Here is a 25,903-nt window from a genome sequence, read left to right on the forward strand (position 1 = left end):
CACCGCGCGCGACCACTGAACGCCGTCGGCACCGCGCGATCCGCAGGCGCGGTGGCCAGCGCACCGCAGGCGACGGAGCCGGCGCAGGCGCGGTGATGCAGTGATGTCGTGGTGCAGTGATGTTCGTGATGCCGTGCGATTTGAGCTCCGAGCGAGCAAAAGGCGGGCACGGGCCGCAGCTCGCACCCGCCCCCAGTCGTCCTAGCCGCAGTGCTCGGACGGACTGTCGTAGACGTTCGTCCCGGCCTTACCGCCCCACTTGACGCACTGGCCGGCCGCCGAGGCGCGCACCGGGCCCGCGTAGTAGGCGAAGTTGCCGCTGTCGGTGACCCGAGCCTTGCCCTTGACCTCCAGGTACGCGCTGGTCGCGCTGGCCGTGCCGATCGAGGTCTTCTTGATCGTGGCCACGCAGTTGTAGCCGTTGGCCGTGTTGTAGAGCAGGTAGACCGTGCCGGCCGAGCCCAGGGCGGCCGAGTCGATCACCTTGTAGCCGCTGCCGCACACCGATTCCGGCGTGTGCGGGTTGGTGGGTCCGCCGCCGCCACCGGTGACGTACTGCATGTACGTGTTCCAGTTCCAGTTGCCGCCCGGGTCCGTGTGGTCGGTGCCCGGGACCTGGCTGTGGCCGACGATGTGCGTACGGTCCTTGGGGATGCCGTACCGGTCGGCGATGTTGCGGGTCAGCGCGGCCGAGGAGCGGTACATCGCGTCGGTGAACCACGACGCGTCGTTCACGAAGCCCTCGTGCTCGATGCCGACCGAGCGCCGGTTGTAGTCGCCGGCGTGGAAGGCCCGGTCCTTCTCCCGCACCATCTGGGTGACGGCGCCGTCCGACGAGCGCACCACGTAGTGGGAGCTGACCTTCGCGGCCGGGTTCTGGAACCAGGAGATCGTCCCGGCGTAGGAGCCCTGCGCCACGTGGATGACGATCCGGTCGATCGTGTCGCTGGACGGGCGGCTGGACACCGCGTAGTTGGCGCTGTTGGCCGCCACCCACGCGGCCTGCGGGTAGTCGACCGCGGCGGCGGCGAGCGTGCTGGGGCCGTCCAGGTCCTTGGCCTTGGCGTACGCGCCGCGGTCGGGCTCGACGGTGCGCGGCTTGACCGTGACGCTCTCGCCGCCGGTCGTGGTGGCGCGCACGCCCTGCGCCATCAGGTCGTAGACGGTGTCGGCGTACAGGCGGGCCACGTCGGGGGAGGTGGCGCCGCCGTAGCGGGCGACGGCTCCGTACCAGCGGGCCGGGTCCTTGCGGGCGGCGGCGTCCAGCCCGGCCTCGTCGGCGTAGGCGCGCAGCACGGCGGCGCCGCCGGCGATGTTGGCGGCGTCGTCGCTCTTGAGCGCGGAGACGGGCCGCTCGGTGAGCTTGGCCGCGCTCTCCAGCGTGCGGGAGGTGACCAGGTGCATCACGCCGTAGCCGCCGCTGGCGCTGGGCTCGCCGGCATGTCCGTCTAAATGGGTCTCGGCGTAGGCGAGGGAGACCAGCAGGTCACGCGGCACCTCGTACGTGGCCGCCGCCTTGGCGAACGCCCCTGTCACGGGCTCCGCGGCGGACGTGGCCGCGGCGGGATGGCCGATCAGCAGCGAGGCGGGGATCAGCGCGCCGGTCAGCAGCACGGCTGAGCGGCGCAGTCGGGCTCGCACAGTGTTCTCTCCTCAGGAAGGAAGGGGGTGTCGTTCGGGAACGCCGGTGCGGGGGGCGCGCCGGCGCGTTTCGATCCGACGCGCCGCACCCGGGCGCGGAGTACGCGCGGGCGCGGCGCGCTGTCAATCGCAGTGCGGTGTCAGTCGCAGTGCGGTGTCAGTCGCAGTGCGGTGTCAGTCGCAGTGCTCGAACGCGCTGGTGTACGTGCTCGACCCGGCCTTGCCGCCCCACTTGACGCACGTGCCGGACGCGGAGGCCCGCACCGGCCCCGCGTAGTAGCCGAAGTTGCCGCTGTCGGTGACCCGGGTCTTACCCTTGACCTCCAGGAACGCGCTGGTCGCGGTGTTCTTGCCGAGCGAGGTCTTCTTGATCGTGGCCACGCAGTTGTTGCCGTTGCCCGCGTTGTAGAGCAGGTAGGCGGTGCCGGCTGAGCCCAGGGCGGCGGAGTCGATCACCTTGTAGCCGCTGCCGCACACGGACGCCGCGGTGTGCGGGTTGGTGCCGCCGCCACCGCCGCAGCTGTTCTTCGAGGTCAGCGTCTGGTTCGGGTAGCCGAACGTGACGCCGTTGAAGACGGCCTTGCGGATGTTGGCCGGGTAGCTGGCGCCGTTGCGGATCTCGAAGTGCAGGTGCGGGCTGATGTTGTTGCCCGGCTTGCTGGTGTTGCCGAGCGTGCCGAGCTTCTGGCCCTGGCGGACCTGGGTGCCGGCGCTGACGGAGCGCGCGTTCAGGTGCGCGTAGTACGACGTCCAGCCGCCCCCGTGGTCGATCTTGACCAGGTTGCCGTAGCCGTTCGTGGAGCCCTGGTGGGCGGAGATGACCACGGTGCCTGCCGCGGCGGCCACGACGGTGTCGCCGAGGTCGGCGTTGGCGGTGCTGCCGCGGTTGAAGTCGATCTCGTACGAGCGGTGCGCGCTGCTGCCGCTGGAGTTGCCGGTCCAGCTCTGGCCGCAGGGGAAGGGCAGCTGGAAACTGGGCGCGGCCAGGGTGGAGACGTCGGGCACGTCCACCTGGTCCTGCGGGTTGTTCTGGTCCTGCCCCGGGCCCGTGGTCGGCGTAGCGGTCGTGGTCGCGCTCGGCGTTGGAGCGGGCGTCGGGGCGGCGGTGGCGGCCTGTCCGGCCATGAGCCCGCACGTTAAGACGAACCCCACCGTAAGCACCCTGCTGGCTCTCATAAGGATCCTTTCCGTACGGCTCCGGAGGCGAGGCCGGCCCGGAGCCGAGCATGATCAAATGGATCTCAGGACGTGCGCTTGCTGGGGGTCAAGATTGCGAGTACGGCATACAGAGAACATCCAAAATCGGTATAAAGACGAAGCCAGCCCGAACGAACAACCCGGCAATGGTTGCAATACCTCCAGCTGAGGAGTAGGTGCGGTCATAGTGGTTGATCAGCCAACCTTCACGGTCCTGGGCCCGTTACAGGTCAGGGCCGCGGACCAGAGCGTGCGCATCGCGGGCACCAAGCCGCGGCTGCTGCTCGCCACGCTGCTGCTCGACGCGAACCAGGTGGTCGTCTCCGACGCCCTGATCGAAGTGCTGTGGACCGGCAACCCGCCCTCGTCCGCCACGGCCAACCTGCGCACGTACGTCAGCTCCTTACGCGGCGTCCTCGGCGCGGTGGAGGCGCGCATCGCCGCCCATCCGTCCGGTTACGCCATCGAGGTGGAGGCGGAACGGCTGGACCTGCTGCTGTTCGAGGACCTGGTGGCCAGGGCGCGGGCGAGCGCGCGTACCGAGGAGGCGGCCGCCCAGCTGCGCCGGGCGCTCGCGCTGTGGCGCGGCACCCCGCTCGGCGACCTGCCCGCCAGCCCCGTGTGGGACGCGCGGCTGCGCTCGCTCACCCAGGCCAGGCTGGCCGCGGCCGAGGAGCTGATCGCGGTCAAGCTCGCCGCCGGCGAGCACACCTCCGCCGTCGAGGACCTGCGCGAGCTGATCGGCGAGCACCCCTACCGCGAGGACCTCTGGCAGCGGCTCATCCTGGCCCTGCACCACACCGGCAGGCGAGCCGAGGCGCTGCACGCCTACACCGCCGTCAGACGGCAGCTCATCGAGGATCTCGGCGTCGAACCCGGCCAGGACCTGCGCGAGGCGCACGCCCTCGTCCTGGCCGGAGAGCGCGTCCTGGCCGGAGAGTCCACGCCCACCTCCATGCTCGCCTCCATGCCCGTGCCCGTAGCCGTGCCCGCGTCCGTCGCGGGCCCTCCCCCGCCCTACCAGTTGCCTGCCGACATCCCCGACTTCACCGGCCGGGCCGCGGCCGTCGCCGCCCTGACCAGATCGCTGTCCGCCCAGGAGCTCGCGCCCGAGGGGCCGCCGTCGATCGCCATGGTCGTCGGGCCGCCCGGGGTCGGCAAGACCGCGCTGGCCGTGCACTGCGCCCACGCCGTACGGGGCGGCTACCCGGCCGGGCAACTGCACCTGTGTCTCGGCGGCACCGACGCGACCCCCGCCGACCCGGCGGAGCTGCTGGCCGAGGCGCTGCGCGCGCTGGGCGTCGGCGACGCCGCGCTGCCGCCCACCGTGCACGAACGCTCCGCGCTCTACCGCTCCTTGCTGGCCGAGCGGCCGATGCTCGTCTTCCTCGACGACGCGGCCGACGCCGCCCAGGTCCGCGCCCTGCTGCCCGGCAACGGCTGCGCCGTCCTGGTCACGAGCCGCCGCCGGATCACCGAGCTGCCCGGCACGCGGCTGCTGGAGCTGGACGTCCTGCCGCCCGAGGAGGCCGAGGAGCTGCTCGGGCGCATCGTCGGCCCGTCGCGGCTGGCCGCAGAACGGCAGGCGGCCCTGGCCATCCTCGACTCCTGCGGCCACCTGCCCCTGGCCGTCCGGGTCGCCGGCGCCCGCCTGGCCGGCCGTCCCGGCTGGCCGCTCAGCGTGCTCCAGCAGCGCCTGGCCGACGAGTCCAGCAGGCTCGACGAGCTGCGCGCGGGCGACCTGGAGGTACGCGGCTCCTTCGAACGCAGCACCCGCCGCCTGACCAGCGAGGCGGCCACCACCTTCCGCGCGCTCGGCCTGCTCGGCCCCGCCTCCGTGCCGGGCTGGGTGGCCGACGCCGTGCTCGGCCGGCACCGCAGCGAGGCCGTCGTGGACTCCCTCGTGGACGCCAACCTCGTCCGCCTGGACGGCACCGACGCCCTCGGCCAGCCCCGCTACCGGCTGTACGACCTGATGCGCTGCCAGGCCAGGCAGCAGAGCGGCGGCGAGGCGGAGCGGCAGGCGCTCGCCCGCGTGCTCGGCGGCTGGACCAGCGCCACCGGTCACGCCACGGCCCGCCTGCCCACCACCCTGTTCAGCCTGACCCCCGAGGAGCCGGCCCCCTGGAGCCTGCCGGACGAGACTCTGGCCCGGCTGACCTCCGACCCGCTGTCGTGGTTCGAGGCCGAGCGCCAGTCGCTGGTGGAGGCCGTGCAACTGGCCGCCGGGACCGGGCTGGCCACCTCCGCGTGGGGGCTGGCCGCCGCCCTCGTCCCCTACTTCGACCTGCACTGCCGCTTCGAGGAGTGGCAGCTCACGCACCGGCTGGCGCTCGACAGCGCCCGCGCGGCCGGCGACCGCCGCGGCGAGGCCGCCATGCTCCGCGGTCTCGGCCAGGTCTGCCTCTACCAGGACCGCTACGCCGAGGCCTGCGACATGCTCCAGCGCGCCCGGACGATCTTCCGCGAGCTGGGGGACGTACGCGGCGAGGCGATCTCGATCTGCGGGCTGGGCGCGGCCAGCCAGTTCTCCGGCGAGCACCTGCGGGCGCTCGGGTCCTTCCGGCACGCCCTGGCCATGTTCCTGGCCGTCGGCGACCGCAGCGGCGAGGCGTACGCGCGGCAGGCGATCGGGCGCATCTACCTGTCGCTGCAGGACCTGCGCCAGGCGTCCAGGTGGCTGTCCGAGGCGCTGCGGCTGGCCAGGGAGCTCGGCGACGCCCACCGCGAGGGCTGCGTCTCGATGCACCTGGGCCGGCTGCACGACCTGAAGGCCGACGCCGACGAAGCGATGCGCTGCCAAGGGCGGGCCCTGGACATCTTCGAGACGCTCGGCGACCGGCACTGCGGGGCGTACGCGATGCAGAGCCTGGGCGGCCTCCAGGTGGCCAGGGGCGAGCGGTCCGACGGCTCCGACCGCCTGCGGGCCTCGCTGGCGGTCTTCCAGCAGCTCGGCGACCGCAGCGGGGAGGCGGCCTCGTTCCAGACGCTCGGCGAGCTGTACCGCTCGGCCGGGCGGACCGCGCTGGCCTCCAACTACCTGCACCGGGCCGTCGAGCTGCGCCAGGAGCTGCGCGAGGGCGCCGGTCTGCGATGACGGCGCCCGGGGTCGCGTACGGCGCCGGCGCGAAGGCGGCGTGCTATGCCGGCGCGGAGCCGGCGTGCGATGCCGACGGGCGGTGGCGCCTGCCGGAGGGCCACCGGAAGCCGACGGGAGGTTACGTCAGGATCGTCCTCACGGCTCTGTACGCTGCCCCTCCGTCTCGCTACCGTAGGGATCGACAGCGGCCGGTCAGGCCGCTTCCGGCTCCTCATCTCAGGGGAGGGTGCACGTGCGGGAATTGACGTTCGCCACACAGAGACTGCCCGGGGTGAGCGTGATCTCCGTCGCGGGTGAGATCGACGCCATCACCGCCGGTCAGCTCGACCGCTACCTTCAGGCGAGCCGGCGCGCGCCGCACGAACATCTGGTCATCGATCTCAGCGACGCGCAGGTGCTGGGCAGCGCCGGTCTCCGGGTCCTGCTCAACACGCACGCCTTCGCCCGCCAGCACGGCGGAAGCCTGCGGCTGGCCGCGCCGCATCCCAAGCTGGCCAGCATGATGCGGATCACCTGCGCGCACACCGTGCTGAGCGTCCACGACTCGGTCGAGCAGGCCGTCCTGGCCGCGCTGCAGTCCGGCGAGCCCGCCGCCGCCGCGCAGGTGTGAGCGGCTACAGGTCCCGTACGACACGTCCGGACGCGTCCGGCCGGGAACACGCCAGACCCGCCGTCCCGGGGCGGATGTCATCCCGGTCCGGCGGGTCAGCGCACTGGCGTGGCAGCGAGCGTCCCTGACGAAGGTCAGTCCAGCTCTTCCGGCCACCACCAGTTACCGTCGTCCCACTTGTCCGGCTTGACCTCGTCCTTGACCGGCACTTCCTTGACCGGCACTTCCTTGACCGGCTTCACCGTCTTCACCGGAGTCGGCTTGACCGCCTCGTGATGACGCTCGAAGTGGTGCCTCGGGTTGCGGTTGCGCGAGTGGTTGCGGTTGTCGACGATGACGTCGATCCGCGGCGGGCGGTAGTGCGGGTTGCGCAGGATCGGCTTCTCCCGCGGGACGTACCTCGGCCTGTAGACGGGCTTGCTCGGCGCCGGCGGGCCTCCGGCCTGGACCGTGGAGAAGCCGGCGTTCGCGCTGGCCACCCCCATGCCCAGAGGCAGAAGCATGGCGGTGGCGGCCGCACCTGTCAGAGCTAGCGCCGCGAACAGCCCATGGCGCGGCGCGCGCGATTGCGGAATTCTAGTATTCACGTGCTCTCGTTTCCGTTCATGGATATTTCGGCCAGAAGCCGGCGTCCGCTTAATTCGCGGGCGCCCAGACGGAAGCAGACGTACCCATGCAGATGTTCTCAGTTACCTCCTTAAACCCAAACAACCCGTCAAAGCCCACAGACCCCATTCGTTGCGAGCGCCCCGCAGCGCCACGAACCGCCACTCTTGTCGCCCAGCGCATCGCCACTCGGGCGGGCCTGTCGTGCGCGTCGTCAGGCCGGGTCAGGCCGGGTCGTGAGGCGTGAGGCGTGAGGCGTGAGGCCGGGTCAGCCGCCGGTCGACTCGCGGGCGACCAGGGAGAACGGGCTGACGAACTCGCGCGGCGCCTGCCTGGCCTTGCCCTTCTCCGCCATCCGCTTGACCAGGAACCCGACGGCCGTGCCGGCCATGAGCGCGTGGTCGGGGTCGATCGACGACAGCGACGGCACGCTGTAGGCCCCTTCGGCGATGTTGTCGAAGCCGATGACCTTGACGTCGTGCGGCACCCGCAGCCCGCTGTCGGCCAGGCCGCGCAGCGCGCCGATCGCGACCGTGTCGGTCACGCAGAAGACGCCGTCGAACCCGGCCTCCGACCCGGCCAGGCGGCGCGCTGCCGCCGCCCCCTGCTCCATGGTCAGCTGCTCGATGGGGGCCACGAGCCGCGGGTCGAACGGGATGCCCGCCTCGTCGAGCGCCTCGCGGTAGCCGTCGTAACGCAGGCTGGAGACGTCGACCTCGCCCCGCTGCGGGCCGTCGATGAGCGCGACGCGGCGGCAGCCCCGCTCGACGAGGTGACGGGTCGCGGCCCTGGCGCCCGCGCTGTTGGGCATCGCCACGTGGTCCACGGGCCCGTCGAAGATGCGCTCCCCCAGGATCACCACGGGATGGTCGACCCTGAGCAGGTCGGTGTCGGCCGGGCCGAGCCCGACCGTGCTGAGGATGAGGCCGTCGTAGAGCCGGTTGCGGGACAGGGCGAGGGCGGCGAGCTCGCCCTCGCGTGAGGCGCCGGTCTGCTCGATGGCGACCCTGAAGTGGTGTCCTGCCGCCACCTTGATGATCTCGGCGGCGAGCTGACCGTAGTAGGGGCGGTCGATCTCGGGGACGGCCAGGCCGATCGTCCCGGTACGCCCGGTGCGCAGGTTGCGGGCCGCGACGTTGACCCGGTAGTCGAGCTCGTCGATGGCCCGCAGCACGCGCTCGCGCGTCTCGCTCTTGACGTGCGGGTGGTCGTTGATGACGTGGGAGACGGTCATGGGCGAGACTCCTGCGGCCTTCGCCACGTCCTGTATCGTCACCACGCCAGCATCCTTTCACGCCCCCGGAACCCCGCCCGCCCCAGCGCCGCTCTGCCGTCATTTAGGCGCGAATATCGGCCTTTTTTGCAGTAAGTTGCGATTTGTGATGTTGCGAGAGCTTTCATGAGTGCCCACGACATCGAGGTGATGCGGCAGGCGGTGCTGCGCTTTCTCGGCTCGCTCGACCCGGAGCGAAAGGCCGCGGCGACGGCGGCGTTCGGCTCGCCCGAGCGTACCGAGTGGTTCTACCTGCCCGGCCCCCGTCCGGGGCTGCCGCTGGTCGAGATGACCTCGGCCCAGGAGGAGCTGGCCCTCGCCCTGCTGGAGATCGGCTGCGGCGCCGGCGGCGCGCGTACGGCCATGGGCGTGATCGAGCTCGAACGCGTCCGCCGCCGCCTGGTGACCGGCGTGGACGAGATCGACGGCGACCGCTACTGGTTCCGGGTGTTCGGCGATCCGGCCGCCCCGGCCCCGTGGATGTGGCGGATCAACGGCCACCACCTCGCCGTGCACGTCACGGTCGTCGGCGACGCGATCACGGTCACGCCGAGCTTCCTCGGCGCCGAGCCGGCCATGGTGCCGTCCGGGCCGCAGCGGGGCCTGCGGCTGCTCGCCGAGGAGGAGGAGTTGGGCCGGGCGCTGCTCGCCGACCTCGCGCCGCACCAGCGTTCGATCGCGATCACCAGCGCGGTCGCTCCCGACGACGTCCTGACCCGCAACGACCCCGCGGCCGACGCCGCACTCATCCCCTCCGGGCTCCCGTACGCCGACATGCAGGACTCGTCGCGGGGCATGCTCGAACGGCTCGTCCGCCGCTACTTCGACCGCGCCCCCGGCTGGTACGGCGAGACCTGCTGGCGGGACGCGCTCGACGCCGGGCTCGACAAGGTGACCTTCGCCTGGATGGGTTCGGATCAGCGCGGGCAGGGCCACTACTACTGCGTGACCGGGCCGACGTTCCTGCTGGAGTACGACAACACGCAGGACGAGGCCAACCACGTCCACTCCGTATGGCGCGACCTGCGCCACGACTGGGGCGGCGACCTGCTGGCCCGGCACTACGCCGACCACCACTGACCACCGCTTCGGTCAGAAAGGCCGACCCGGCGCAGTGGCAGGGCCCAGCCGCGCGGCACGCCGGGGGCGGCGGCGGGCAGGTGCAGCCGCCCCCTGGCCGCCTGCCAGGAGGCGACGATCACGAACGTGACGCTGACCAGCAGCGCCCACGCCCCGAACTTGGCCGGATGCACCAGTTGCCAGGTCTCCCGCTGGTACGGGTACTGCCAGGCGCCGAGGTAGGTCGCCAGGTTCTCGGCCACCCACAGGAAGAACCCGATGAGCGTCAGCGACAGCGCCAGCGGCATCTGGTAGCGGTGCGCGCCCACGGTGAAGTGCACCACCGTCCCCCAGGTCACCAGGACGAGCAGGACGGCCAGCGGCAGCCGCAGGTCGATCCACCAGTGCTGGCTGACGAAGTTCACGTAGATCGCCACCGCCACCAGAGTGACCGGCACGGTGCGGTAGGCCACCAGGCGCAGCGAGAAGATCCGCCAGGCCGCGCAGACGTAACTGCCCACCGCCGCGTAGAGGAACCCGCTGTAGAGCGGCACCCCGCCGAGCTTGGTGTAGGCCGGCTCCGGGTAGCTCCACGACCCGAGCCGTACCTTGATCAGCTCGAAGGCCAGCCCGACCAGGTGGAACCCGGCGATGACGGCCGTCTCACCGCTGCTCTCCCAGCGCAGCGCGCGCAGCGTCACGGTGACGGCCACGGCGTAGATCAGCAGCGCGTCGTAACGCGGAACGGGCAGCGGCACGACGGACGAGGCGGCCAGACCGGCGAACATGGCCACCGCGAACACGCACGACCTGGCCTCGGCCCAGGCGAACCGGAACAGCTGCGCGACGAAGAACCTCACGCCCATATCCGACCATCCGCACCCTGCGAGAATTGCTCGGGTTTCGGGGAGGTCCTGTGAAGAAACGGACTCCGGATCGCGCCCCGTAGGAAAGCCTGAAGAAATCCGTAAACGGCCTGCGCCATGCTGGAGCCCTCCACCTCGGAGAGACCTTCACCTCACAGACAAGGAACAACGGACATGGCGAGCAGACTGGTGGTCGGCACCTTCGTGACCCTCGACGGCATCATGCAGGCGCCCGGCGGGCCCGGCGAGGATCCCTCCGGCGGCTTCGAGCACGAGGGCTGGCTGCCCCCGTACGTCGACGAGGGGTTCGGCCGCATCATGGGCCCGCTGCTCGACCGCGCGGACGGCATGCTGCTGGGCCGCAGGTCGTACGACATCCTCAGCGCCCACTGGCCGAACGTCCCGGACGAGGAGGGCGGCGCCAAGATCAACGGCATGCCGAAGTACGTCACCACGCGCACGCCGATGACCGCTGCCTGGCGCAACACCGAGGTCCTGGTCGGTGAGGCCGCCGAGACCGTGGCCGAGCTCAAGCGGCGCACCGACGGCACGATCCTCGTCCAGGGCAGCAGCGACCTGCTGCGCACCCTGCAGAGCGCCGAGCTGGTCGACGAATACCACCTGCTGGTCTTCCCCGTCGTCCTCGGGCGGGGCAAGCGGCTGTTCGCGGAGGGGGCCACGCCGGCCGGGCTGAAGCTGACCGGTTCGAGCGCGACGGAGGCCGGCGTCGTCTACGTCACCTACGAGTGGGCGGGCAAACCGTCCTACGGCACCGTCGCCTGAGCCGCCCCACGGCGCGCTCTACAGGCTGTAGAGTAAGCCGGGACATCGGACGGAAGGGTGGATCGTGCTGCGCTGGTTTCGACTCGTGGCGGTGGCCGAGGCATGCTCGTGGGCGGGGCTGCTGGTCGGGATGTTCTTCAAGTACGTGACGGAGACCGGCGAGCTCGGGGTGAAGGTGTTCGGGCCGATCCACGGGGCGCTGTTCGTGCTGTACGCGGCCGGGGTGCTGCTGTCGGCGCGGGAGGCGGGCTGGAGCCGGGGCACGGTGGTGCTGGGCCTGGCCTGCGCGATTCCGCCGTTCACCTCGGTCTGGTTCGAACGCCGGATGGCGGCACGCACGGCGGTGGCGGCGGCCCCCGCCGCCTGACCGGAACACGACCCTCCGGCGGCGGCCGGCGCCTGACCAGTCCGCACCGACCGGCCGGCGCGGTGCCGCCCGTCCGGGCGAACGCCTCCGCCCGCCGGTTCCGGGTGCTAGAACATCTGGGACACGGCCACGATGATGGCGATCAGTGTGATCGGGCCCATCACGGCGGTCGAGACGACGATCGCGCTGCGGCCGGGCAGGACGCGGGCGAGCGCTCCCGAGGCGGCTCTGCGCACCGGCGCCGCGCCCGGCAGCACGAACAGCCCCAGCGTGAACAGGCCGGCGGCCAGGCTCTCGGCGTGGCCGGCGTTCAGTCGTCCGGCCATGTGGAGCAGCCCTCCTGCGGCCAGCCCGAACGCCACCGACAGCAGCAGGTGGCCCACGGTCACGAGACCGGCCGTGGACAGCGGCGGCCGCTCCTCGGCGAAGTAGTGGTCGGCGGCGCGCAGCACCAGCGAGAGCGCCGCCGCCCCGAGCCCGCCGGAGACCGGGTTCATCACGGTCAGCGCCATCAGCGTCACGAGCATGAGCACGCCGACGAACCCGCTGCCGTGCACGAACCGCCGCAGGTCGAACGGCTCCGCGGGAGGCGCGGGCCGGCGCCACCGCGCGGGCCGTTCGGACTGCTCGGACTGCTCGGACTGCTCGGACCAGTCGGAGTGCAGGGTCGGCGCGGGGACGAGGGACCGCTCCTCCTGCGGCCTGGCGTAAGTGACCGGCGGCAGCAGGTCGGAAAGGGTGTCCATGGCCTGGGTGCGGTCAGGGCGGCGCGGCGCGCCGCTCGCCGGGTCGAGCGCCCTGGCCGTGCGCAGCAGCTCGCGGGCGTCGGGCCGGGCGGTGTGATCGACCTGGAGGGCGCTGCTCAGCCACCCCCGCAGCCAGGCCGGCGCCTTGTCGATCTGCGAGCGCCCTTCCATGGTGTTGTAGCAGACCGACTCGAACGTCCCCGTGCCGAACGGCGGCAGCCCCGTGGCGGCGAAGAACACCGTCGAGGCCAGCGAGTGCACGTCGGCCGCCTGGGTGACGTGGGAGGCACGGATGATCTCGGGCGCCAGATAGCCGGGCGTCCCCACGACCATGCCGGTCGCCGTCAGCCGGGCCGCGTCCACCAGGTGCGCGATGCCGAAGTCGATGACCAGCGGCTGGCCGCCGACCAGCATGACGTTGGACGGCTTGAGGTCGCGGTGGATCACCCCGGCCTCGTGGATGTCCACCAGCGCCTGCGCCAGCCCCTGGGCGAGCGTGACGACCTCGTGCGCTGCCAGCGGGCCCTCGGTCAGCACAGTGTCCTCCAGCGTGCGGCCAGGGGCGAACCTGGTCACCACGTAGGGCTTGCCGCCGGCCAGCTCGGCGTCGATCACCTCGGCGACGAAGCGGCTGCGGACCCGCCGCATGGTCTCCACCTCGCGGAACAGCCGGTCGCGCGCCTTCAGGTCGGCCGCGACGTGCGGGTGCAGCACTTTGATCGCGACTTCCCGGCCCGCCGCGTCGAGACCGAGGTGGGCGACCCCCATGCCGCCCTCGCCGATCTTCCGGATCATCCGGTACGGGCCGAGTTGTTCCTGTGTCTGAGCACCCATTCCCGACTTCATCCTCCGTGTTCCCCCGGAACGCCGCGGTCCCGCCTCTCGGGACGGCCCGGACATTCTCCCGTAATGCATCCCCCGAGATGCACAGTAAGCGAAGATCTGCCCGGGTGCGGCGGGCTTGGCGAAGCCGGCCCCACCGAAGGCCCCGTCAGAAGGGTCCGCCCGGCCTGCCCGCCCGACCTGCCCGCCAGAAGGGCCCCGTTCAGCCGGCGTAGGGGAAGTTGGCGCGGAAGGTGCCGTGCGGGTTGTGCCGGCGTTCGAGCTCGCGCAGGCGCCGGAGTGCGGCGGGAGCGAAGGCGTCGGCGGGCGTCTCGCCGGCGCTGAGGAACGTGAGGGGTTTGCGGCCGCTCACCGGGAGCGCGCCGGCGAGCGCTTGCTGCTTGGCGGCGATGGCCGCGGCCGTCGCCGGGTCGGCCGGCACGCCGAACAGGTAGAGCGCGTACGGCTCGGTCAGCGGGCCGTGGGGGGTGTCGGACGGACGGGCGAACGCGCCGCCCAGATGGCGCAGCTGCACGTTCATCAGCGGCGCGATCGGGTCGGCCAGCAGGGTCTTGGCCACCGCGTCGTCCAGCTCGGTGAGCAGTTCGGCACGCGCGGCGCCTGGGCTGGGCTCGGTGGGCTCCGCGGTGATGGCGCCGAGCTCGGCCACCGTCATGGTCCGCCTGCTGTCGGCGAGGGGGCGGGGCAGCCGGTCCAGCGGGGCGAGCAGGTCGCGGGCCGCGTCGTCAGGGCCGAGGTAGGTGGCGTCGACGGCGACGAGGGGGTCGGAGCCGGGGAAGTGCAGCAGGTCCAGCCAGAGGGTCAGCTCGTCGGGCGCGGTCGCGGTGATCCGGCGGTAGGCGTCCATCACGTCCTGGGCGAGCTCGGCCGGCCACATCATCCGGCCGCCGTACAGATGCGGCGCGGGGTGCAGGGCGAGCTCCAGGGCGGTGACGACCGCGAACGACCCGCCGCCGCCGCGCAGGGCCCAGAAGAGGCCGGGGTCGGTGTCGCCGGTGACGCGCCGCCGCTCGCCCTCCGCGTCCACGACGTCGAACGCGGTGACGCTGTCGGCGACCCAGCCGTGCCTGCGGCCGAACCAGCTGAGCCCGCCGCCGAGCGCGACCCCGGCGACGCTGACGACCGGGGAGCTGCCGGGCAGGCCGGTCAGGCCGTGCGCCGCCGCGGCGGCCTGAAGGACGCCTGAGGGCACGCCCGCGCCGACGCGGGCCCGCCGGGCGGCCGGATCGATCTCGACGGAGTCCAGGCGGCGGGTGCGCAGCAGGATGGCGCCGCCGAGGCTCGTCGTGGCGCCGTGGCCGTTCGGCTGGGCCGCGACGGCCAGGCCGCGGGCGCGGGCGAAGCGGACCACGGCCGCGACGTCGGCGGCGTCGGCCGCCTCGACCACGGCGGGAACGAGGTGTTCGACGGCCCGGTTCCAGGGGCGCCCGGCCTCGTCGAACCCGTCATCCCCTGGGAGCAGCACCCGGCCGCTGACAAGGGTGCGCAGGTCGTGCAACGCGTCGGTCATCTGTCATCCCATCGTGAATTGGGGGGAACGGGGCAACGGGGGAACGTCGCCGTGCGGGTGGGCGCGTTCCATGGTGGTGGGTGAGGTGGTGGGTGAGAAGGCGCCGATCAATGTGATTCTGTGCGGGAATCGTCAAGCCGGCGCGCCGGACCGGGGTGCCTTCCCCGTCGGGACGTTCCGTCAATTAGGGGCCCGGCTGTAACGGCGGGCACTGGCAGGAGGGCGGGCGCTGCTCACGATGGGTGGCGGAATCCAGCACCCAACGGAAGGTGAAATCGTGCGTCTGCTCGCCGGGTTGACGATGAGTACCGTACTCGCCGCCGGGCTTCTGGCGGCCCCGCCCGCCCTGGCCGCCGCCGCCCAGGCTGTCCCCTTCTCCGCTGACTCGGGCGACTCGTGCCGCCGCGGGTTCACGGAGGGTCAGATCGAACGGTACGACGGGCCGGTGATCCGGCCCCGCGTCGACGTCGAAGGGTTACTCTCCGACGAAGCCACCCCGACCATCTGCACGCCCGACGACCTGCACTCCCTGGCCACCTTCAGCGCCTACCGAGGCAGCGAACTGATCGACAGCGTCACGCAGAAGGCGGACGACGCGCAGGTCAAGTTCGCGTTCTCGCTGTCCGACAGGGGGTCGGTGCGCACCATCGACCGGGTGGTCGTGCAGGTGTGCCGCCGGAGCAACTCGCCGATCGGGATCGGGTACTGCGGCAAGGCGCAGGAGTACAGGATCCCGTAGAGCGCCGGTCGGGTGACGAGCCCTCTCCCCTCCCGGGGAGGGGGCTCGCCTGTCTCCATGGGGGGTGTCCATGGGGTGCTGCCCCGTGCAGGCCGGCGTCGGGTCGCCGCACCGTGGTCGCCGCACCGTGGTCGCCGCACCGTGGTCGCCGCACCGTGGTCGCCGCACCGTGGTCGCCGTTCCGTGATCACCGGGGTGTGATCGCGTAGCCTGGGGCGCATGGTGCGCTTCGCGGTCGGGCTGCCGAACCTCGGCGAGTTCGGGGATCCTCAGGTGTTGGTCGAGCTCGCCGTGGCGGCCGAGGAACGGGGCTGGGACGGCGTCTATCTCTGGGACCACCTGCTCTACCACGACCGCGACTGGCCCGTGGTCAACCCGACGGTGGTGCTGTCGGCCGTCGCGGCCCGTACCAGCCGGATCAGGATCGGCGTGCTCATGACGGCGCTGCCCCGGCGGCGGGTGCAAATGGTGGCGAAGGAGACCGCGACGCTGGACGTGCTGTCCGGAGGGCGGCTGGTCGTCGGCGCGGGTCTCGGATCGGTCGACGCGGAATACGCCGATTTCGGGGAGGACCCCGATCTGAAGGTCCGTGCCGCCAAGCTGGACCGGGGTCTGGAGGAGCTGACGCGGCTGTGGAAGGAGCTGCCGCCGTCGCCGGTCCAGCGCCCGCGCATCCCGATCTGGTGCCCGGGGCGCTGGCCGACCAAGGTCGGCTTCCGGCGGGCGGCCCGGTGGGACGGCGCGATGCCGACCTTCCACGAGTACGGGCAGGAGCTGCCACCGGTGCCCGTCTCCGAGTTCGCGCGGGTGGTGGACTTCCTGGCCGAGCAGCGGGGCTCGCTGGACGGCTTCGACATCGCGTTGGAGGGCCGTGCGGCGGACGGGCTGGTCGACGGGTACGCGGCGGCGGGCATGACGTGGTGGGTGGAGGCGATGGGCTGGTGGCGCGGCGGCGTCGAGGACGCCCGAGCCACCATTGCCGCCGGCCCGCCACGCTAGCGCCGGCTCCGCCACGGTAGCCGAGCGGCCCAGGCGGCCGGGCCAGGCCGGACGGTCCCAGGTAGGCAGATCGGGCCGGGCGGGTAGACCAGGTGGGCCCGGCGGTCAGTGGGCTCTGGCGGTGGTGCCTCGGGGGACGAGGACCGGGGTCGGTGCCGGGCCGTGCTCCGTCTCACCCCTGCCGACGAGGTCCATGAGGCGGCGCGTGACCTCGGCGCCGAAGGCGAACACGTCGTGGCTCATGGCCGACAGCGGCGGGTGGGTGAGCCGGCAGAGCTGGGAGTCGTCCCAGGCCAGCAGGGACAGCTCGGCGGGCACGGGCACGCCCATCTCGGTGGCCACCGACAGGCCGGCCACGGCCATGATGTCGTTGTCGTACAGGATCGCGGTGGGCCGCCGGGCGGAGGAGAGCAGCGCGCGGGTGGCGCGGGCGCCCTGCTCGCCCGAGAAGTCGGTGGTCAGGATGCGGGCGGGTTCGAGTTTCAGGTCCGCGACCGCCTGGGTGAACGCCTCGCTGCGCAGCGCCGTGTGCCCGAGCCTGGCGGGACCGCCCACGCGGGCCAGGCGCCGGTGGCCGAGCGCCGCCAGGTAGCGGACGGCCTCGGTGACGGCCGCGGCGTCGTCGGTCCAGACGGACGGCAGCCCGCCGGTCAGTGACGGATGCCCGACGGCGATCACCGGCAGGCCCAGCGCCGCCACGGCGGCGACGCGCGGGTCGTCGAGGGTGAAGTCGACCATGATGGAGCCGCTGATCTGCTTGCTGCGGCTCCATCCGTCGAGCACGTCGATCTCCTCCCGCACATCCCGTACGAGCCGCAGCAGCAACGAGTGGGACCGCTCGGCCAGCACGCTCTCGATGCCGGAGACGAACTCCATGTAGAACGGTTCGAGCCCGAGCATGCGGGCCGGCCGGGCGATGACCAGGCCCACGTTGCTCACCTGCGTGGTGGCCGACGAGAGCGACCTGGCGGCCTGGTTGGGCAGCCAGCCCAGCTCGCGGGCGGCCTCGCGCACCTTTTTCCGCGTGGCGGCGGAGACGCCCGGCTTGTCGTTCATGGCCAGAGAGACCGAGCCCTTGGACACCCCGGCCAGCTGGGCGACCTCGGCGATCGTCACCTTGCCCGCCGGCCGGGCGGCGCGCGTCATGGCCGGGCGGCCTCCTCCGCCGCGTTGACGCTGAACAGCGCCGCCCGCACCGCGGCCTCGTCGATCGCGTCGATGCCGCCAGGGCCGCCGGTTTCGCCGGTGCCGCCGGTTCCGTCGACGTCGCCCGCCGCCCCGGCCCCGTCGGTTCCCCGGGCGTCCAGGCCGGTCACGGTGATCGTGACGGCCTCGCCGGGCAGCAGCGTGACCAGCCCGCGGTCCGCCACCGCGCCGGGACCGAGCCGGTCGGCCTGCAGCATCAGGTCGCGGACGAAGGCGCGGGCGGTGATCACGACGCCGAGCGTATCGCCCGAGGGGTCGAGCCGCAGGTCGAGGTCGGGCGCCGGGTAGGCGAAGTCCTTGTCCGGGCGGCCGAGCACGACGTCGCGCAGCCCGTCCGCCTCCGCCACCAGCAGTTCCTCGCTCGCGTCCTTGAACTCGGCGACCGTCAGGGGCAGCAGCGCGACCGTGCGCGCGGGCACGTCGAACGGCACCCGTTCCTCCGCCAGCGCCGTCCCGTCCGCGCGCAGCCTGCGGACGAGTGCGCTGCCCTGCCACGGCTCGGGCGACTGGTTGTCGACGGCGAGCACGCGGGCGTCGTCCCGGTGCTGGAACGTCAGCAGCCGGTCGGCGTACAGGCGGCGCAGCTCGTAATAGAGCGGCTTGGGCCGGGCCTGGCCGTCGACGGCGGCCCACGAGGTGACCGGCCAGCAGTCGTTCAGCTGCCAGACGACGGTGCCCGCGCAGAGCGGCCAGTGGGAGCGCCAGTGCGCGACGCCGGTCGCGATGGCGCGGGCCTGATTGACCTGGGTGAGGTAGTGCCAGTGGTCGAAGCCGGCCGGCGAGGTGAAGTGGTGGGCCAGGCCCCGGTTCAGCTTGCCGTTGCCGTCCTCGGCCTTCTGGTGGTGCAGCATGGCGGGCGAGGCGGCGTCGAGCTGGTCGTCGCCGAGCCATTCGCGCAGCGTGGCGTGCGCGGGCGGCGCCTGCCAGCCGAACTCGGCGGCGAAGCGCGGCACGTCGTCGAGGTAGCCGCTGTAGTCGCGCCGGTTCCACACCTCCCAGGAGTGGGACGGGCCGTGCGCCGGGTCGTTGGGATGACGGTCCCATGAGCCGGACCAGGGGCTGCCCGCCTGGTACGGGCGGGTCGGGTCGAGGTCGGCCACCACGCGCGGCAGCAGCCCGAGGTAGTACCCCTCGCCCCAGCTGGCGCCGGCCAGCTCCCGCTCCCAGCCCCAGTCGCGAAAGCCCCACAGGTTCTCGTTGTTGCCGTTCCACAGCACCAGACTGGGGTGGGGGGCGAGCCTGACGACGTTCTCGCGCGCCTCGGCCTCGACCTCGCCGCGCAGCGGCTGCTCCTCCGGGTAGGCGGCGCAGGCGAACAGGAAGTCCTGCCACACCATCAGGCCCAGCTCGTCGCAGGCGTCGTAGAAGGCGTGGTCCTCGTAGATGCCGCCGCCCCAGACGCGGACCAGGTCGACGCCCGCCTCGGCGGCCTGGGTGAGCCGGTGCCGGTAGCGCTCGGGGGTGAGGCGGGCGGGCAGGGCGTCGTCGGGGATCCAGTTGACGCCGCGGGCGAAGATCGGCCGGCCGTTGACGCGGAAGGTGAACGCGGTGCCGTGCTCGTCCTGGGTTCTGTCGAGCTCGATCGTGCGGAAGCCGACGCGCCGCCGCCAGGTGTCCAGGACCTGACCGGTGGTGGCGTCGGACAGGACCACCGCGCACTCGTACAGGGGCTGGCCGCCGTGCCCGCGCGGCCACCACAGGTCCGGCGCGGGGATCTCCAGGACCGCGACGGCGCTGCCCGCGCCGGCGGGGACCGTCTGGGTGGCCGTCTGGCCTCCCGCCTCGATCGTCAGCGTCAGCTCGCGGCCGGCGCCGGTCTCGGTGCGTTCCAGCTCGACGTGCGCCTCGATCCTGCCGTCGCCGCTGCCGGTTCCGCCGGTGACCGTGACCAGCGGCCTGACCTGCGCCAGGCGGGCGGTGCTCCAGTTCTCCAGCCGGACGGGCCGCCAGATGCCGGCGGTGACGAGCGTGGGTCCCCAGTCCCAGCCGAAGCTGGCGGCCATCTTCCTGACGAAGTTGAACGGCTCCGCGTAGGCGTTCGGCCGCGCGCCCAGCCGTTCCTGCTGCGCCTCGGCCTCGGTGTACGCGGAGGTGAACAGCACCGACAGGACCGAGCCCTCGCGTACCCGCCCGGTCACGTCGAACCGGTACGAACGGTGCATGTTCCTGGTCCGGCCCAGCTCCTCCCCATCCAGCAGCACCCTGGCGACCGTGTCGAGCCCGTCGAAGACCAGGTCCGTACGCTCGAAACCGGCCGGCGCCGCCGCCAGCGCCGTCTCGTAGCGCCAGTCGGCCCGGCCGACCCAGGCCACCTCCAGCTCGTTGAGCCCCGCGTACGGATCCGGGATCAGCCCCGCCGTCAGAAGGTCCGCGTGCACGCAGCCGGGCACCCGGGCCGGCACGGCCTCGTTCGTGAGCCGGCCGGCGGCTGCCTCACCACCCGCCAGGCGGAGCGTCCATCCCGAGTGCAACGACGTGCTCTGCTTCGCCAAGTCCTGCTCCTCAATCACGAGAATGGGGCAAATGTCCCGATAAGTCCTGATCAACGTACCGAGCCGCCCCTGAACCTGTCTAGACCGTTTCAGTCCAGCACGGAACCCTGGCCCAAGACACCCCCGTGCGCCGGTCCCCTTGACGCGCTTACCCGGTAAAGCGAATAACGGCCGCTACCCCACCCACACCCCAGCCCGCGCGGCGGCCAGCGCCGTCTCCGCCGCCCGCTCGGCCGCCGCCTCGTCCAGGAGTTCCCCGGTGTTCAGCAGCGCGTAGTACAGGGGCGCGGAGACGCCGGCGATCACGCGCCGGGGATCGGTCCCCGGGGGCAGCTCGCCCCGTTCGACGGCGTCCGCGACGCACCCGGCCCACTCGTCGATGCGCACGGCGTAGAAGCGGCGCAGCGCCATGGCCGCCTGCTCGTCGCAGAGCGAGGCGGCGATGAGCGCCTTGAACAGCCGCCCCTGGCGCGGATCCGTCAGGGTTCTGACCACCAGGCGGGCGTTCTCCCGCAGGTCGTCGCGGACGTTCCCGGTCCTGGACCGGGGCAGGGACTGCGCGGCCATGTCGTCGAGGAGGTCGGCGGCGAGTGCCCCCGGGCTGCCCCAGCGGCGGTAGACGGTGGTCTTGCCCACCTCCGCCACCCGGGCGATCTCGGCCAGGTCGAGCGCGTCGAACCCCTTCTCCACCAGGGTGTCGGCGGCGGCCCGCAGCACGGACTCGCGCACGCGCGCCGTACGCCCACCGGGACGGACGGCCCCGCGCGGCGGCACGTCGTCGGCCATACAGGACTCCTTATCGGGACTCAAGTTCCATTAGTAGCCATCACAGTGCTACATTCACCCTAACGGAACCAGGGACCCGTTAAGGGCCGTCCCTGCGTCCGGCGACTCCCCCATGTCCAGGAAGGACGTCCCGTCATGTCCACCCTCGCCTCCGCCGACGGAATCACCCCCGCACCACCACGGCTCACCGGCCGGCTCAAACTCGTCCTCGCGGTCCTGCTGGTCGCCCAGTTCACGCTCGCCGTCGACTTCTCGATCCTGAACGTCGCCCTCCCCCTCATCGGCGACGGCCTCGGCTTCTCCCTGGCGAACCTGCAGTGGATCGCCACCGCCTTCGCCCTGTCGGCGGCCGGGTTCACCCTGCTCTTCGGCCGGGTCGGCGACCTCGTCGGCCGCAAGCGGATCTTCCTCGCCAGCCTCGCCCTGCTGGGCCTGGCCTCCCTCGCCGGCGGCCTCGCGCCGACCCCCGAAGTCCTCATCGCCGCCCGCGTCGCCCAGGGGCTCGCGACGGCCGCCGCCACCCCGGCGGGCCTGGCCCTGCTCACCACCGCCTTCCCCGAGGGACCGCTGCGGCAGAAGGCGCTCGGGCTGAACGGCGCCCTGATGTCGGCCGGGTTCACCACCGGGGCGATCCTCGGCGGCGTGCTGACCGACCTGCTCTCCTGGCGCTGGGCCTTCTTCGTCAACGTGCCCGTCGCGCTCGCCGTCCTGCTGGTCGCGCCCGCCGCCATCAAGGAGTCGCGCCCGGCCGACCGGCCCAGGATCGACCTGCCCGGCGCGCTGTCCGTCACCCTCGGCCTGCTCGCCCTGGTCTACGGCCTCACGCAGGCGGGCGAGCACGGCTGGACCCATCCCGCCACGCTCACGGGCCTGCTCGCCGGCGCCGTCCTGCTGGTGGTCTTCTACGCGGTCGAGAGCCGGGCGGCGCAGCCGCTCATCCCCCTGCACGTGCTGAAGAAGCGCACCGTGGCCTGGGGCAACGTGCTCGGCCTGCTGGCGTTCGTGACCGAGACGTCGCTGGTGTACCTGCTCACTCTCTACATGCAGAAGACACTCGGCTTCTCCGCCCTGGCCGCCGGGGTCTCCTTCGCCCTGCTCGGCCTCGGGACGGTGCTCGGCGGCCTGCTCGCCCCCAGGGTCATCGGCCGCACCTCCGCGCGGGCCGCGCTGATCGGTGGCGGGCTGCTGCAGGCGGCCTTCACCGCCGCCCTGCTCCTCCTCGGCGGTACGCCGGCCTCGCTGTGGCTGCAACTGCCCGCCACCTTCCTCGGCGGGGTCGGCAACATGCTGGTCATCGTGGGCTTCATGGTCACCGCCACGGCGGGGCTGCCCGATCGCGAGCAGGGGCTGGCCACCGGGCTGGCGTCGATGTCCCAGCAGGTCGGCATCACCATGGGCACGCCGATCATGTCGGCGATCGTCACCGCCACCACGGCGGGGGTGGTCACCGCCGGGGCGGTGCTGGACGGCGTCAGGGCCGCCGTCGCGGTCAACGCCGCCCTGGTCCTCCTCGGCGTGCTCATCGCCGCCGTCGCCCTCGGCGGGGCGGGCGACAGGGGCGCGACAGCGACGCGTTAACGCACATCTGTAGGCTATCTTTGCCGTCGGAACCACATCGAATGGGGAGAATTTTGACGATTGACCCCGCTGCGACGCTCGAAACCACCCGCGGCTGCCCGTACGCCCCACCCGAGCAGCACCTGCGTCTTCTGCGGGAGCAGCCGGTCGCCAAGGTCACGCTGCCGACAGGCGGCGAGGCCTGGATCGCGGCCCGCTACGACGACATCAGGACGATCCTGACCGACCCGCGCTTCACCGCCGACCGCCGCCATCCGAGCATGCCGCGGCTGGCCGAGGACACCGGGAGCGGGCTGGCCGAGTCGCCGCTGCCCAAGATGATGCTGGAGATGGACCCGCCCGAGCACGGTCCCGCCCGGCGCGCCGTGGTCGGCGAGTTCACCGTCCGGCGCATGGCGGCGCTGCGCCCGCGCATCCAGCAGATCGTGGACGAGCACCTGGACGCCATGCTCGACGGCCCGAAGCCGGCCGACCTGGTGCGCGCCCTGGCGCTGCCGGTGCCCTCGCTGGTGATCTGCGAGCTGCTCGGCGTGCCGTACGCCGACCACGACTTCTTCCAGATCCACTCGGCGCAGCTGCTGAACCGCCGGGCCACGGAGGACGAACGCCGGCACGCCATCCTGGAGCTGGCCGTCTACCTGGACAAGCTGATCAAGACCAAGGAGCAGGAGCCCGCCGACGACCTGCTCGGCCGGCAGATCGCCAAGCAGCGCGAGAAGGACGGCGCGGTGGACGGCCCGGCGCTGCTCAGCCTGGCGTTCCTGCTGCTGATCGCCGGGCACGAGACCACGGCCAACATGATCTCGCTCGGCACGTACCAGCTGCTGCGCGACCCGGAGACGCTGGCCGCGCTGCGCGCGGACCCGGCCAAGACGGTGAACGCCGTCGAGGAGATGCTGCGGTACTTCACCATCGCCGAGTTCGCCATGGTGCGGGTGGCCACGGCCGACGTCGAGCTCGGCGGCACGGTCATCCCGGCGAACTCCGGGGTGTTCATGCTGGCCAACGCCGGCAACCGCGACCCGGAGGTGTTCGCGGACGCGCAGCGCTTCGACATCGACCGCGGCGCGCGCAACCACCTCGCCTTCGGCTACGGCGCCCACCAGTGCCTGGGACAGAACCTGGCCAGGGTGGAGCTGGAGATCGTCTTCGAGACGCTGCTGCGGCGGGTGCCCGGCCTGCAGCTGGCCGTTCCCGAGGAGCAGCTGGCGTTCAAGGAGGACTCGACGGTGTACGGCATGCACGAGCTGCCGGTCACCTGGTGATCCTGTCCCTTCGGGGTGAGGAACGCTAGTTTCAGCTAGTTTCCGATAGCTGTCGAAAACTCGCGGCACGTATGCCCTGCACAGCAACATGAGCTAGAGCCGGCCCTCCGAAACATTTCGGAGTCTCGTTGACACCTTTCGGAGGGCTTTCCACACTGATCGCCAACGCCCCCACCCGGGAGGGAGAGCTCTGGTGATCATCAGCTTGGCTCGCTCCACAATGCTGCCGCGAGTCGTCGCACTGGCGGCCGCGACGACGCTCTTGTTCGCCGGAGCGGCACCGGTGGCGGCGAACGTGGCGGCGGACGTGACGGCGGACGTGACGGCGGACGTGACGGCGGACGCAGCGGCGCCGCCCGCCCTGGCCGCCGGGACGCACGGAGCCGCCCGGACGCACGGAGCCGGCGCGACCACAGGCGCCTTCGCGGACGCGGGTGACGAGAACGAGGGCGCCGACTGCGTGGTGCCCGGCCTGCCCGACGCCGGCTCCCTGCCGTCGAACTCCCGGCTGCCCGACCCGTTCAGAAAGCTGAACGGGTCGCGCATCACCAGCAGAGCCGACTGGCGGTGCCTGCGCGAGGAGACCAAGCGGCTCGCCGAGAAGTTCGTCTACGGCGAGAAGCCGCCCAAGCCGTCGAGCGTCACGGGGACGGTCACGAGCACCGGCATCACCGTGAACGTGAGCCACAACGGCAGAAGCGCCGGTTTCTCGGCGAGCGTCTCGCTGCCGAGCGGCACCGGCCCCTTCCCCGCCGTCGTCGTCATCGGCGGGTTCGGCGCGGACACGGCCGCCATCAGGGCCGCCGGCGCCGCCGTCATCAGCTACGACCCCTACGCGGTCGGCCGGGAGGGCACGCCGCGCAGCAACAAGCAGGGCGCCTTCTACACCATCTACGGCTCCTCCAGCAGCACCGGACTGCTGCTCGCCTGGAGCTGGGGCGTGAGCCGGATCATCGACGTCATCGAGCAGTCGGGTGGCGACCTGCTCAAGGCGGACGCCACCGGCGTCACCGGCTGCTCGCGCTTCGGCAAGGGCGCCTTCGTGGCCGGCGCCTTCGACCAGCGCATCGCGCTCACCATGCCGATCGAGTCGGGCAGCGCCGGCGCGCCGATCTTCCGTGGCATCCCCGGTGAGGGCGCCCAGAGCCTGAGCAGCGCGTACGGCGAGCAGCCGTGGCTGGGCGACGCGTTCGGCTCCTTCACCGGCAGCCCGGCCCGGCTGCCCGTGGACACCCACCAGATCGTGGCCATGGTCGCGCCGCGCGGGCTGTTCGTCATGGACAATCCGCACATCACCAACCTCGGCCCCAGGTCCGCGAGCGTGGCGGCGCTGGGCGGGGCCGAGGTGTACAAGGCGCTCGGGGCGGGCGAGGACATCACGTACTGGTCCGACGTGCAGGACGGCAGCCACTGCGCCAACCGGCCCGAATGGCGGACCCCGCTGCAGCAGCACATCCAGAAGTTCCTGCTGCGGACGGGCAACGCGCCCGGCGCCATGCGGATCTCGTCCAGGGCGGCCGGCAACCTGGCGGAGTGGCGCGACTGGCAGACGCCCGCGCTCGGCGGCGGCTCCGGCGACACGACCGCGCCGAGCACGCCCGGCACGTTGGCCGCGTCCGGCGTCACCGCCACCGGCGCCACCCTGACCTGGGCCGCCTCGACCGACGACGTCGGCGTCACCGGGTACGACGTCCTGCGCGCGCCCGGCGCGAGCGGCGGCACGTTCACGCAGGCCGGCTCCTCGGCCACGACCTCGTTCAGCGACACGGGGCTGACGCCGAACACCACCTACCGCTACCAGGTCAGGGCGCGGGACGCCGCGGGCAACGCCTCGCCGGTCTCGAACACCGTCCAGGTCACCACCCAGCCCGGCCCCGCCACCGGGGGCTGCACGGCCCTCGCCACCGTGCAGACCCAGTGGGCCACCGGGTACGTCGTCCAGCCCCTGACCGTCACCAACACCGGCACGTCCGCCATCAGCGGCTGGACGGTCACCTTCACGCTGCCGGCCGGGCACACGCTGACCGGCTCGTGGAACGTCACCGCCACCGTCAGCGGGCAGAACGTGACCTTCAGGAACACCGGCCACAACGGCTCGCTCGCCCCCGGGGCGGCCACCACCAGCGTCGGCTTCCAGGTGAGCCGCCCGAACGGCGACACCACCCTTCCGTCCGGGTACGCCTGCACCTGACCATCCCCCGCGCTTCCGTTTTCCGGACCTCCCGGCCCGCCCGCCC

General features: G+C 72.3%; 20 protein-coding genes. 10 read left to right on the forward strand and 10 right to left on the reverse strand.

All coding sequences use genetic code 11. The features are described 5' to 3' along the window. Window positions 1-201 precede the first annotated feature (201 nt). Window positions 202-1,641: an N-acetylmuramoyl-L-alanine amidase gene (locus AB0C28_RS28880; protein WP_357835590.1), complete on the reverse strand. Its 1,440-nt coding sequence runs from the start codon at window positions 1,639-1,641 to the stop codon at window positions 202-204. Window positions 1,642-1,815: 174 nt separating this feature from the next. Next, on the reverse strand, window positions 1,816-2,793 hold the full coding sequence (locus AB0C28_RS28885) for a M23 family metallopeptidase (protein WP_358078810.1): 978 nt from the start codon (window positions 2,791-2,793) through the stop codon (window positions 1,816-1,818). A gap of 232 nt (window positions 2,794-3,025) precedes the next feature. On the opposite strand from AB0C28_RS28885, the gene AB0C28_RS28890 reads away from it, so the two are divergent. Both AB0C28_RS28890 and AB0C28_RS28895 read left to right on the forward strand, forming a co-directional pair. Beyond that, window positions 3,026-5,935 (forward strand): BTAD domain-containing putative transcriptional regulator, encoded by a 2,910-nt coding sequence (locus AB0C28_RS28890; RefSeq protein ID WP_358078813.1) that lies wholly within the window; start codon window positions 3,026-3,028, stop codon window positions 5,933-5,935. 235 nt (window positions 5,936-6,170) lie between these two features. Next, complete coding sequence (locus AB0C28_RS28895; protein WP_357835599.1) at window positions 6,171-6,548, forward strand: STAS domain-containing protein; 378 nt, start codon at window positions 6,171-6,173, stop codon at window positions 6,546-6,548. A 134-nt stretch (window positions 6,549-6,682) separates the two neighbouring features. Here AB0C28_RS28895 and AB0C28_RS28900 read toward each other — a convergent pair whose 3' ends face one another. Beyond that, window positions 6,683-7,051, reverse strand: coding sequence for a hypothetical protein (locus tag AB0C28_RS28900; protein ID WP_357835602.1), 369 nt, complete (start codon window positions 7,049-7,051; stop codon window positions 6,683-6,685). A 371-nt stretch (window positions 7,052-7,422) separates the two neighbouring features. After that, the gene (locus AB0C28_RS28905) at window positions 7,423-8,433 is read right to left on the reverse strand and encodes a LacI family DNA-binding transcriptional regulator (protein ID WP_358078815.1); all 1,011 of its coding nucleotides are present in this window, start codon (window positions 8,431-8,433) and stop codon (window positions 7,423-7,425) included. 120 nt (window positions 8,434-8,553) lie between these two features. Here AB0C28_RS28905 and AB0C28_RS28910 point away from each other — a divergent pair, with 120 nt between their 5' ends. Further along, window positions 8,554-9,507: a DUF3500 domain-containing protein gene (locus AB0C28_RS28910; RefSeq protein WP_358078817.1), complete on the forward strand. Its 954-nt coding sequence runs from the start codon at window positions 8,554-8,556 to the stop codon at window positions 9,505-9,507. Here AB0C28_RS28910 and AB0C28_RS28915 read toward each other — a convergent pair. Continuing rightward, window positions 9,489-10,346, reverse strand: coding sequence for a DUF817 domain-containing protein (locus AB0C28_RS28915; protein ID WP_358078820.1), 858 nt, complete (start codon window positions 10,344-10,346; stop codon window positions 9,489-9,491). The two genes, AB0C28_RS28910 and AB0C28_RS28915, sit on opposite strands and share 19 nt — an antisense overlap. A gap of 180 nt (window positions 10,347-10,526) precedes the next feature. On the opposite strand from AB0C28_RS28915, the gene AB0C28_RS28920 reads away from it, so the two are divergent. Together AB0C28_RS28920 and AB0C28_RS28925 are read left to right on the forward strand one after the other, a co-directional pair. Further along, window positions 10,527-11,135 carry a dihydrofolate reductase family protein gene (locus tag AB0C28_RS28920; protein WP_357835615.1) on the forward strand — a complete coding sequence of 203 codons (609 nt, stop codon included), beginning with the start codon at window positions 10,527-10,529 and terminating at the stop codon, window positions 11,133-11,135. Window positions 11,136-11,199: 64 nt separating this feature from the next. Next, entirely contained in the window at window positions 11,200-11,502 is a 303-nt protein-coding gene (locus AB0C28_RS28925) for a DUF3817 domain-containing protein (protein ID WP_357835618.1), read from the forward strand. 107 nt (window positions 11,503-11,609) lie between these two features. On the opposite strand, the gene AB0C28_RS28930 is transcribed toward AB0C28_RS28925, so the two are convergent. Next, window positions 11,610-13,082: a serine/threonine-protein kinase gene (locus AB0C28_RS28930; protein ID WP_357835621.1), complete on the reverse strand. Its 1,473-nt coding sequence runs from the start codon at window positions 13,080-13,082 to the stop codon at window positions 11,610-11,612. A gap of 211 nt (window positions 13,083-13,293) precedes the next feature. Beyond that, window positions 13,294-14,601, reverse strand: coding sequence for an FAD-binding oxidoreductase (locus AB0C28_RS28935; protein WP_358078823.1), 1,308 nt, complete (start codon window positions 14,599-14,601; stop codon window positions 13,294-13,296). Between the two features lie 277 nt (window positions 14,602-14,878). On the opposite strand from AB0C28_RS28935, the gene AB0C28_RS28940 reads away from it, so the two are divergent. Then, window positions 14,879-15,340, forward strand: a complete 462-nt coding sequence (locus AB0C28_RS28940) for a hypothetical protein (RefSeq protein WP_357835627.1) — start codon at window positions 14,879-14,881, stop codon at window positions 15,338-15,340. A gap of 219 nt (window positions 15,341-15,559) precedes the next feature. Beyond that, a complete protein-coding gene (locus AB0C28_RS28945) occupies window positions 15,560-16,339 on the forward strand; it encodes an LLM class flavin-dependent oxidoreductase (RefSeq protein WP_357835629.1) in 780 nt (259 codons plus the stop codon). A 105-nt stretch (window positions 16,340-16,444) separates the two neighbouring features. Here the strand turns inward: AB0C28_RS28945 and AB0C28_RS28950 are convergent, their stop codons facing one another. The 3 genes from AB0C28_RS28950 to AB0C28_RS28960 all read right to left on the reverse strand — a co-directional run bounded on the left by AB0C28_RS28950 (window position 16,445) and on the right by AB0C28_RS28960 (window position 20,823). Beyond that, window positions 16,445-17,485 carry a LacI family DNA-binding transcriptional regulator gene (locus tag AB0C28_RS28950; protein WP_357835631.1) on the reverse strand — a complete coding sequence of 347 codons (1,041 nt, stop codon included), beginning with the start codon at window positions 17,483-17,485 and terminating at the stop codon, window positions 16,445-16,447. After that, entirely contained in the window at window positions 17,482-20,037 is a 2,556-nt protein-coding gene (locus tag AB0C28_RS28955) for a glycoside hydrolase family 2 protein (protein WP_358078826.1), read from the reverse strand. The genes AB0C28_RS28950 and AB0C28_RS28955 overlap by 4 nt, the downstream gene beginning before the upstream one ends. 174 nt (window positions 20,038-20,211) lie before the next feature. Beyond that, complete coding sequence (locus AB0C28_RS28960; RefSeq protein ID WP_358078829.1) at window positions 20,212-20,823, reverse strand: TetR/AcrR family transcriptional regulator; 612 nt, start codon at window positions 20,821-20,823, stop codon at window positions 20,212-20,214. A gap of 135 nt (window positions 20,824-20,958) precedes the next feature. Here AB0C28_RS28960 and AB0C28_RS28965 point away from each other — a divergent pair, with 135 nt between their 5' ends. From AB0C28_RS28965 to AB0C28_RS28975, 3 genes are all read left to right on the forward strand, one after another. Next, window positions 20,959-22,401 carry an MFS transporter gene (locus tag AB0C28_RS28965; protein WP_357835640.1) on the forward strand — a complete coding sequence of 481 codons (1,443 nt, stop codon included), beginning with the start codon at window positions 20,959-20,961 and terminating at the stop codon, window positions 22,399-22,401. Window positions 22,402-22,454: 53 nt separating this feature from the next. Continuing rightward, window positions 22,455-23,666, forward strand: a complete 1,212-nt coding sequence (locus tag AB0C28_RS28970) for a cytochrome P450 (RefSeq protein ID WP_358078832.1) — start codon at window positions 22,455-22,457, stop codon at window positions 23,664-23,666. A 193-nt stretch (window positions 23,667-23,859) separates the two neighbouring features. Continuing rightward, window positions 23,860-25,857 carry a cellulose binding domain-containing protein gene (locus AB0C28_RS28975; protein ID WP_358078835.1) on the forward strand — a complete coding sequence of 666 codons (1,998 nt, stop codon included), beginning with the start codon at window positions 23,860-23,862 and terminating at the stop codon, window positions 25,855-25,857. Window positions 25,858-25,903 lie beyond the last annotated feature (46 nt).

This window comes from Nonomuraea sp. NPDC048892, assembly GCF_040649735.1.
Lineage (GTDB): Bacteria > Actinomycetota > Actinomycetes > Streptosporangiales > Streptosporangiaceae > Nonomuraea > Nonomuraea maheshkhaliensis.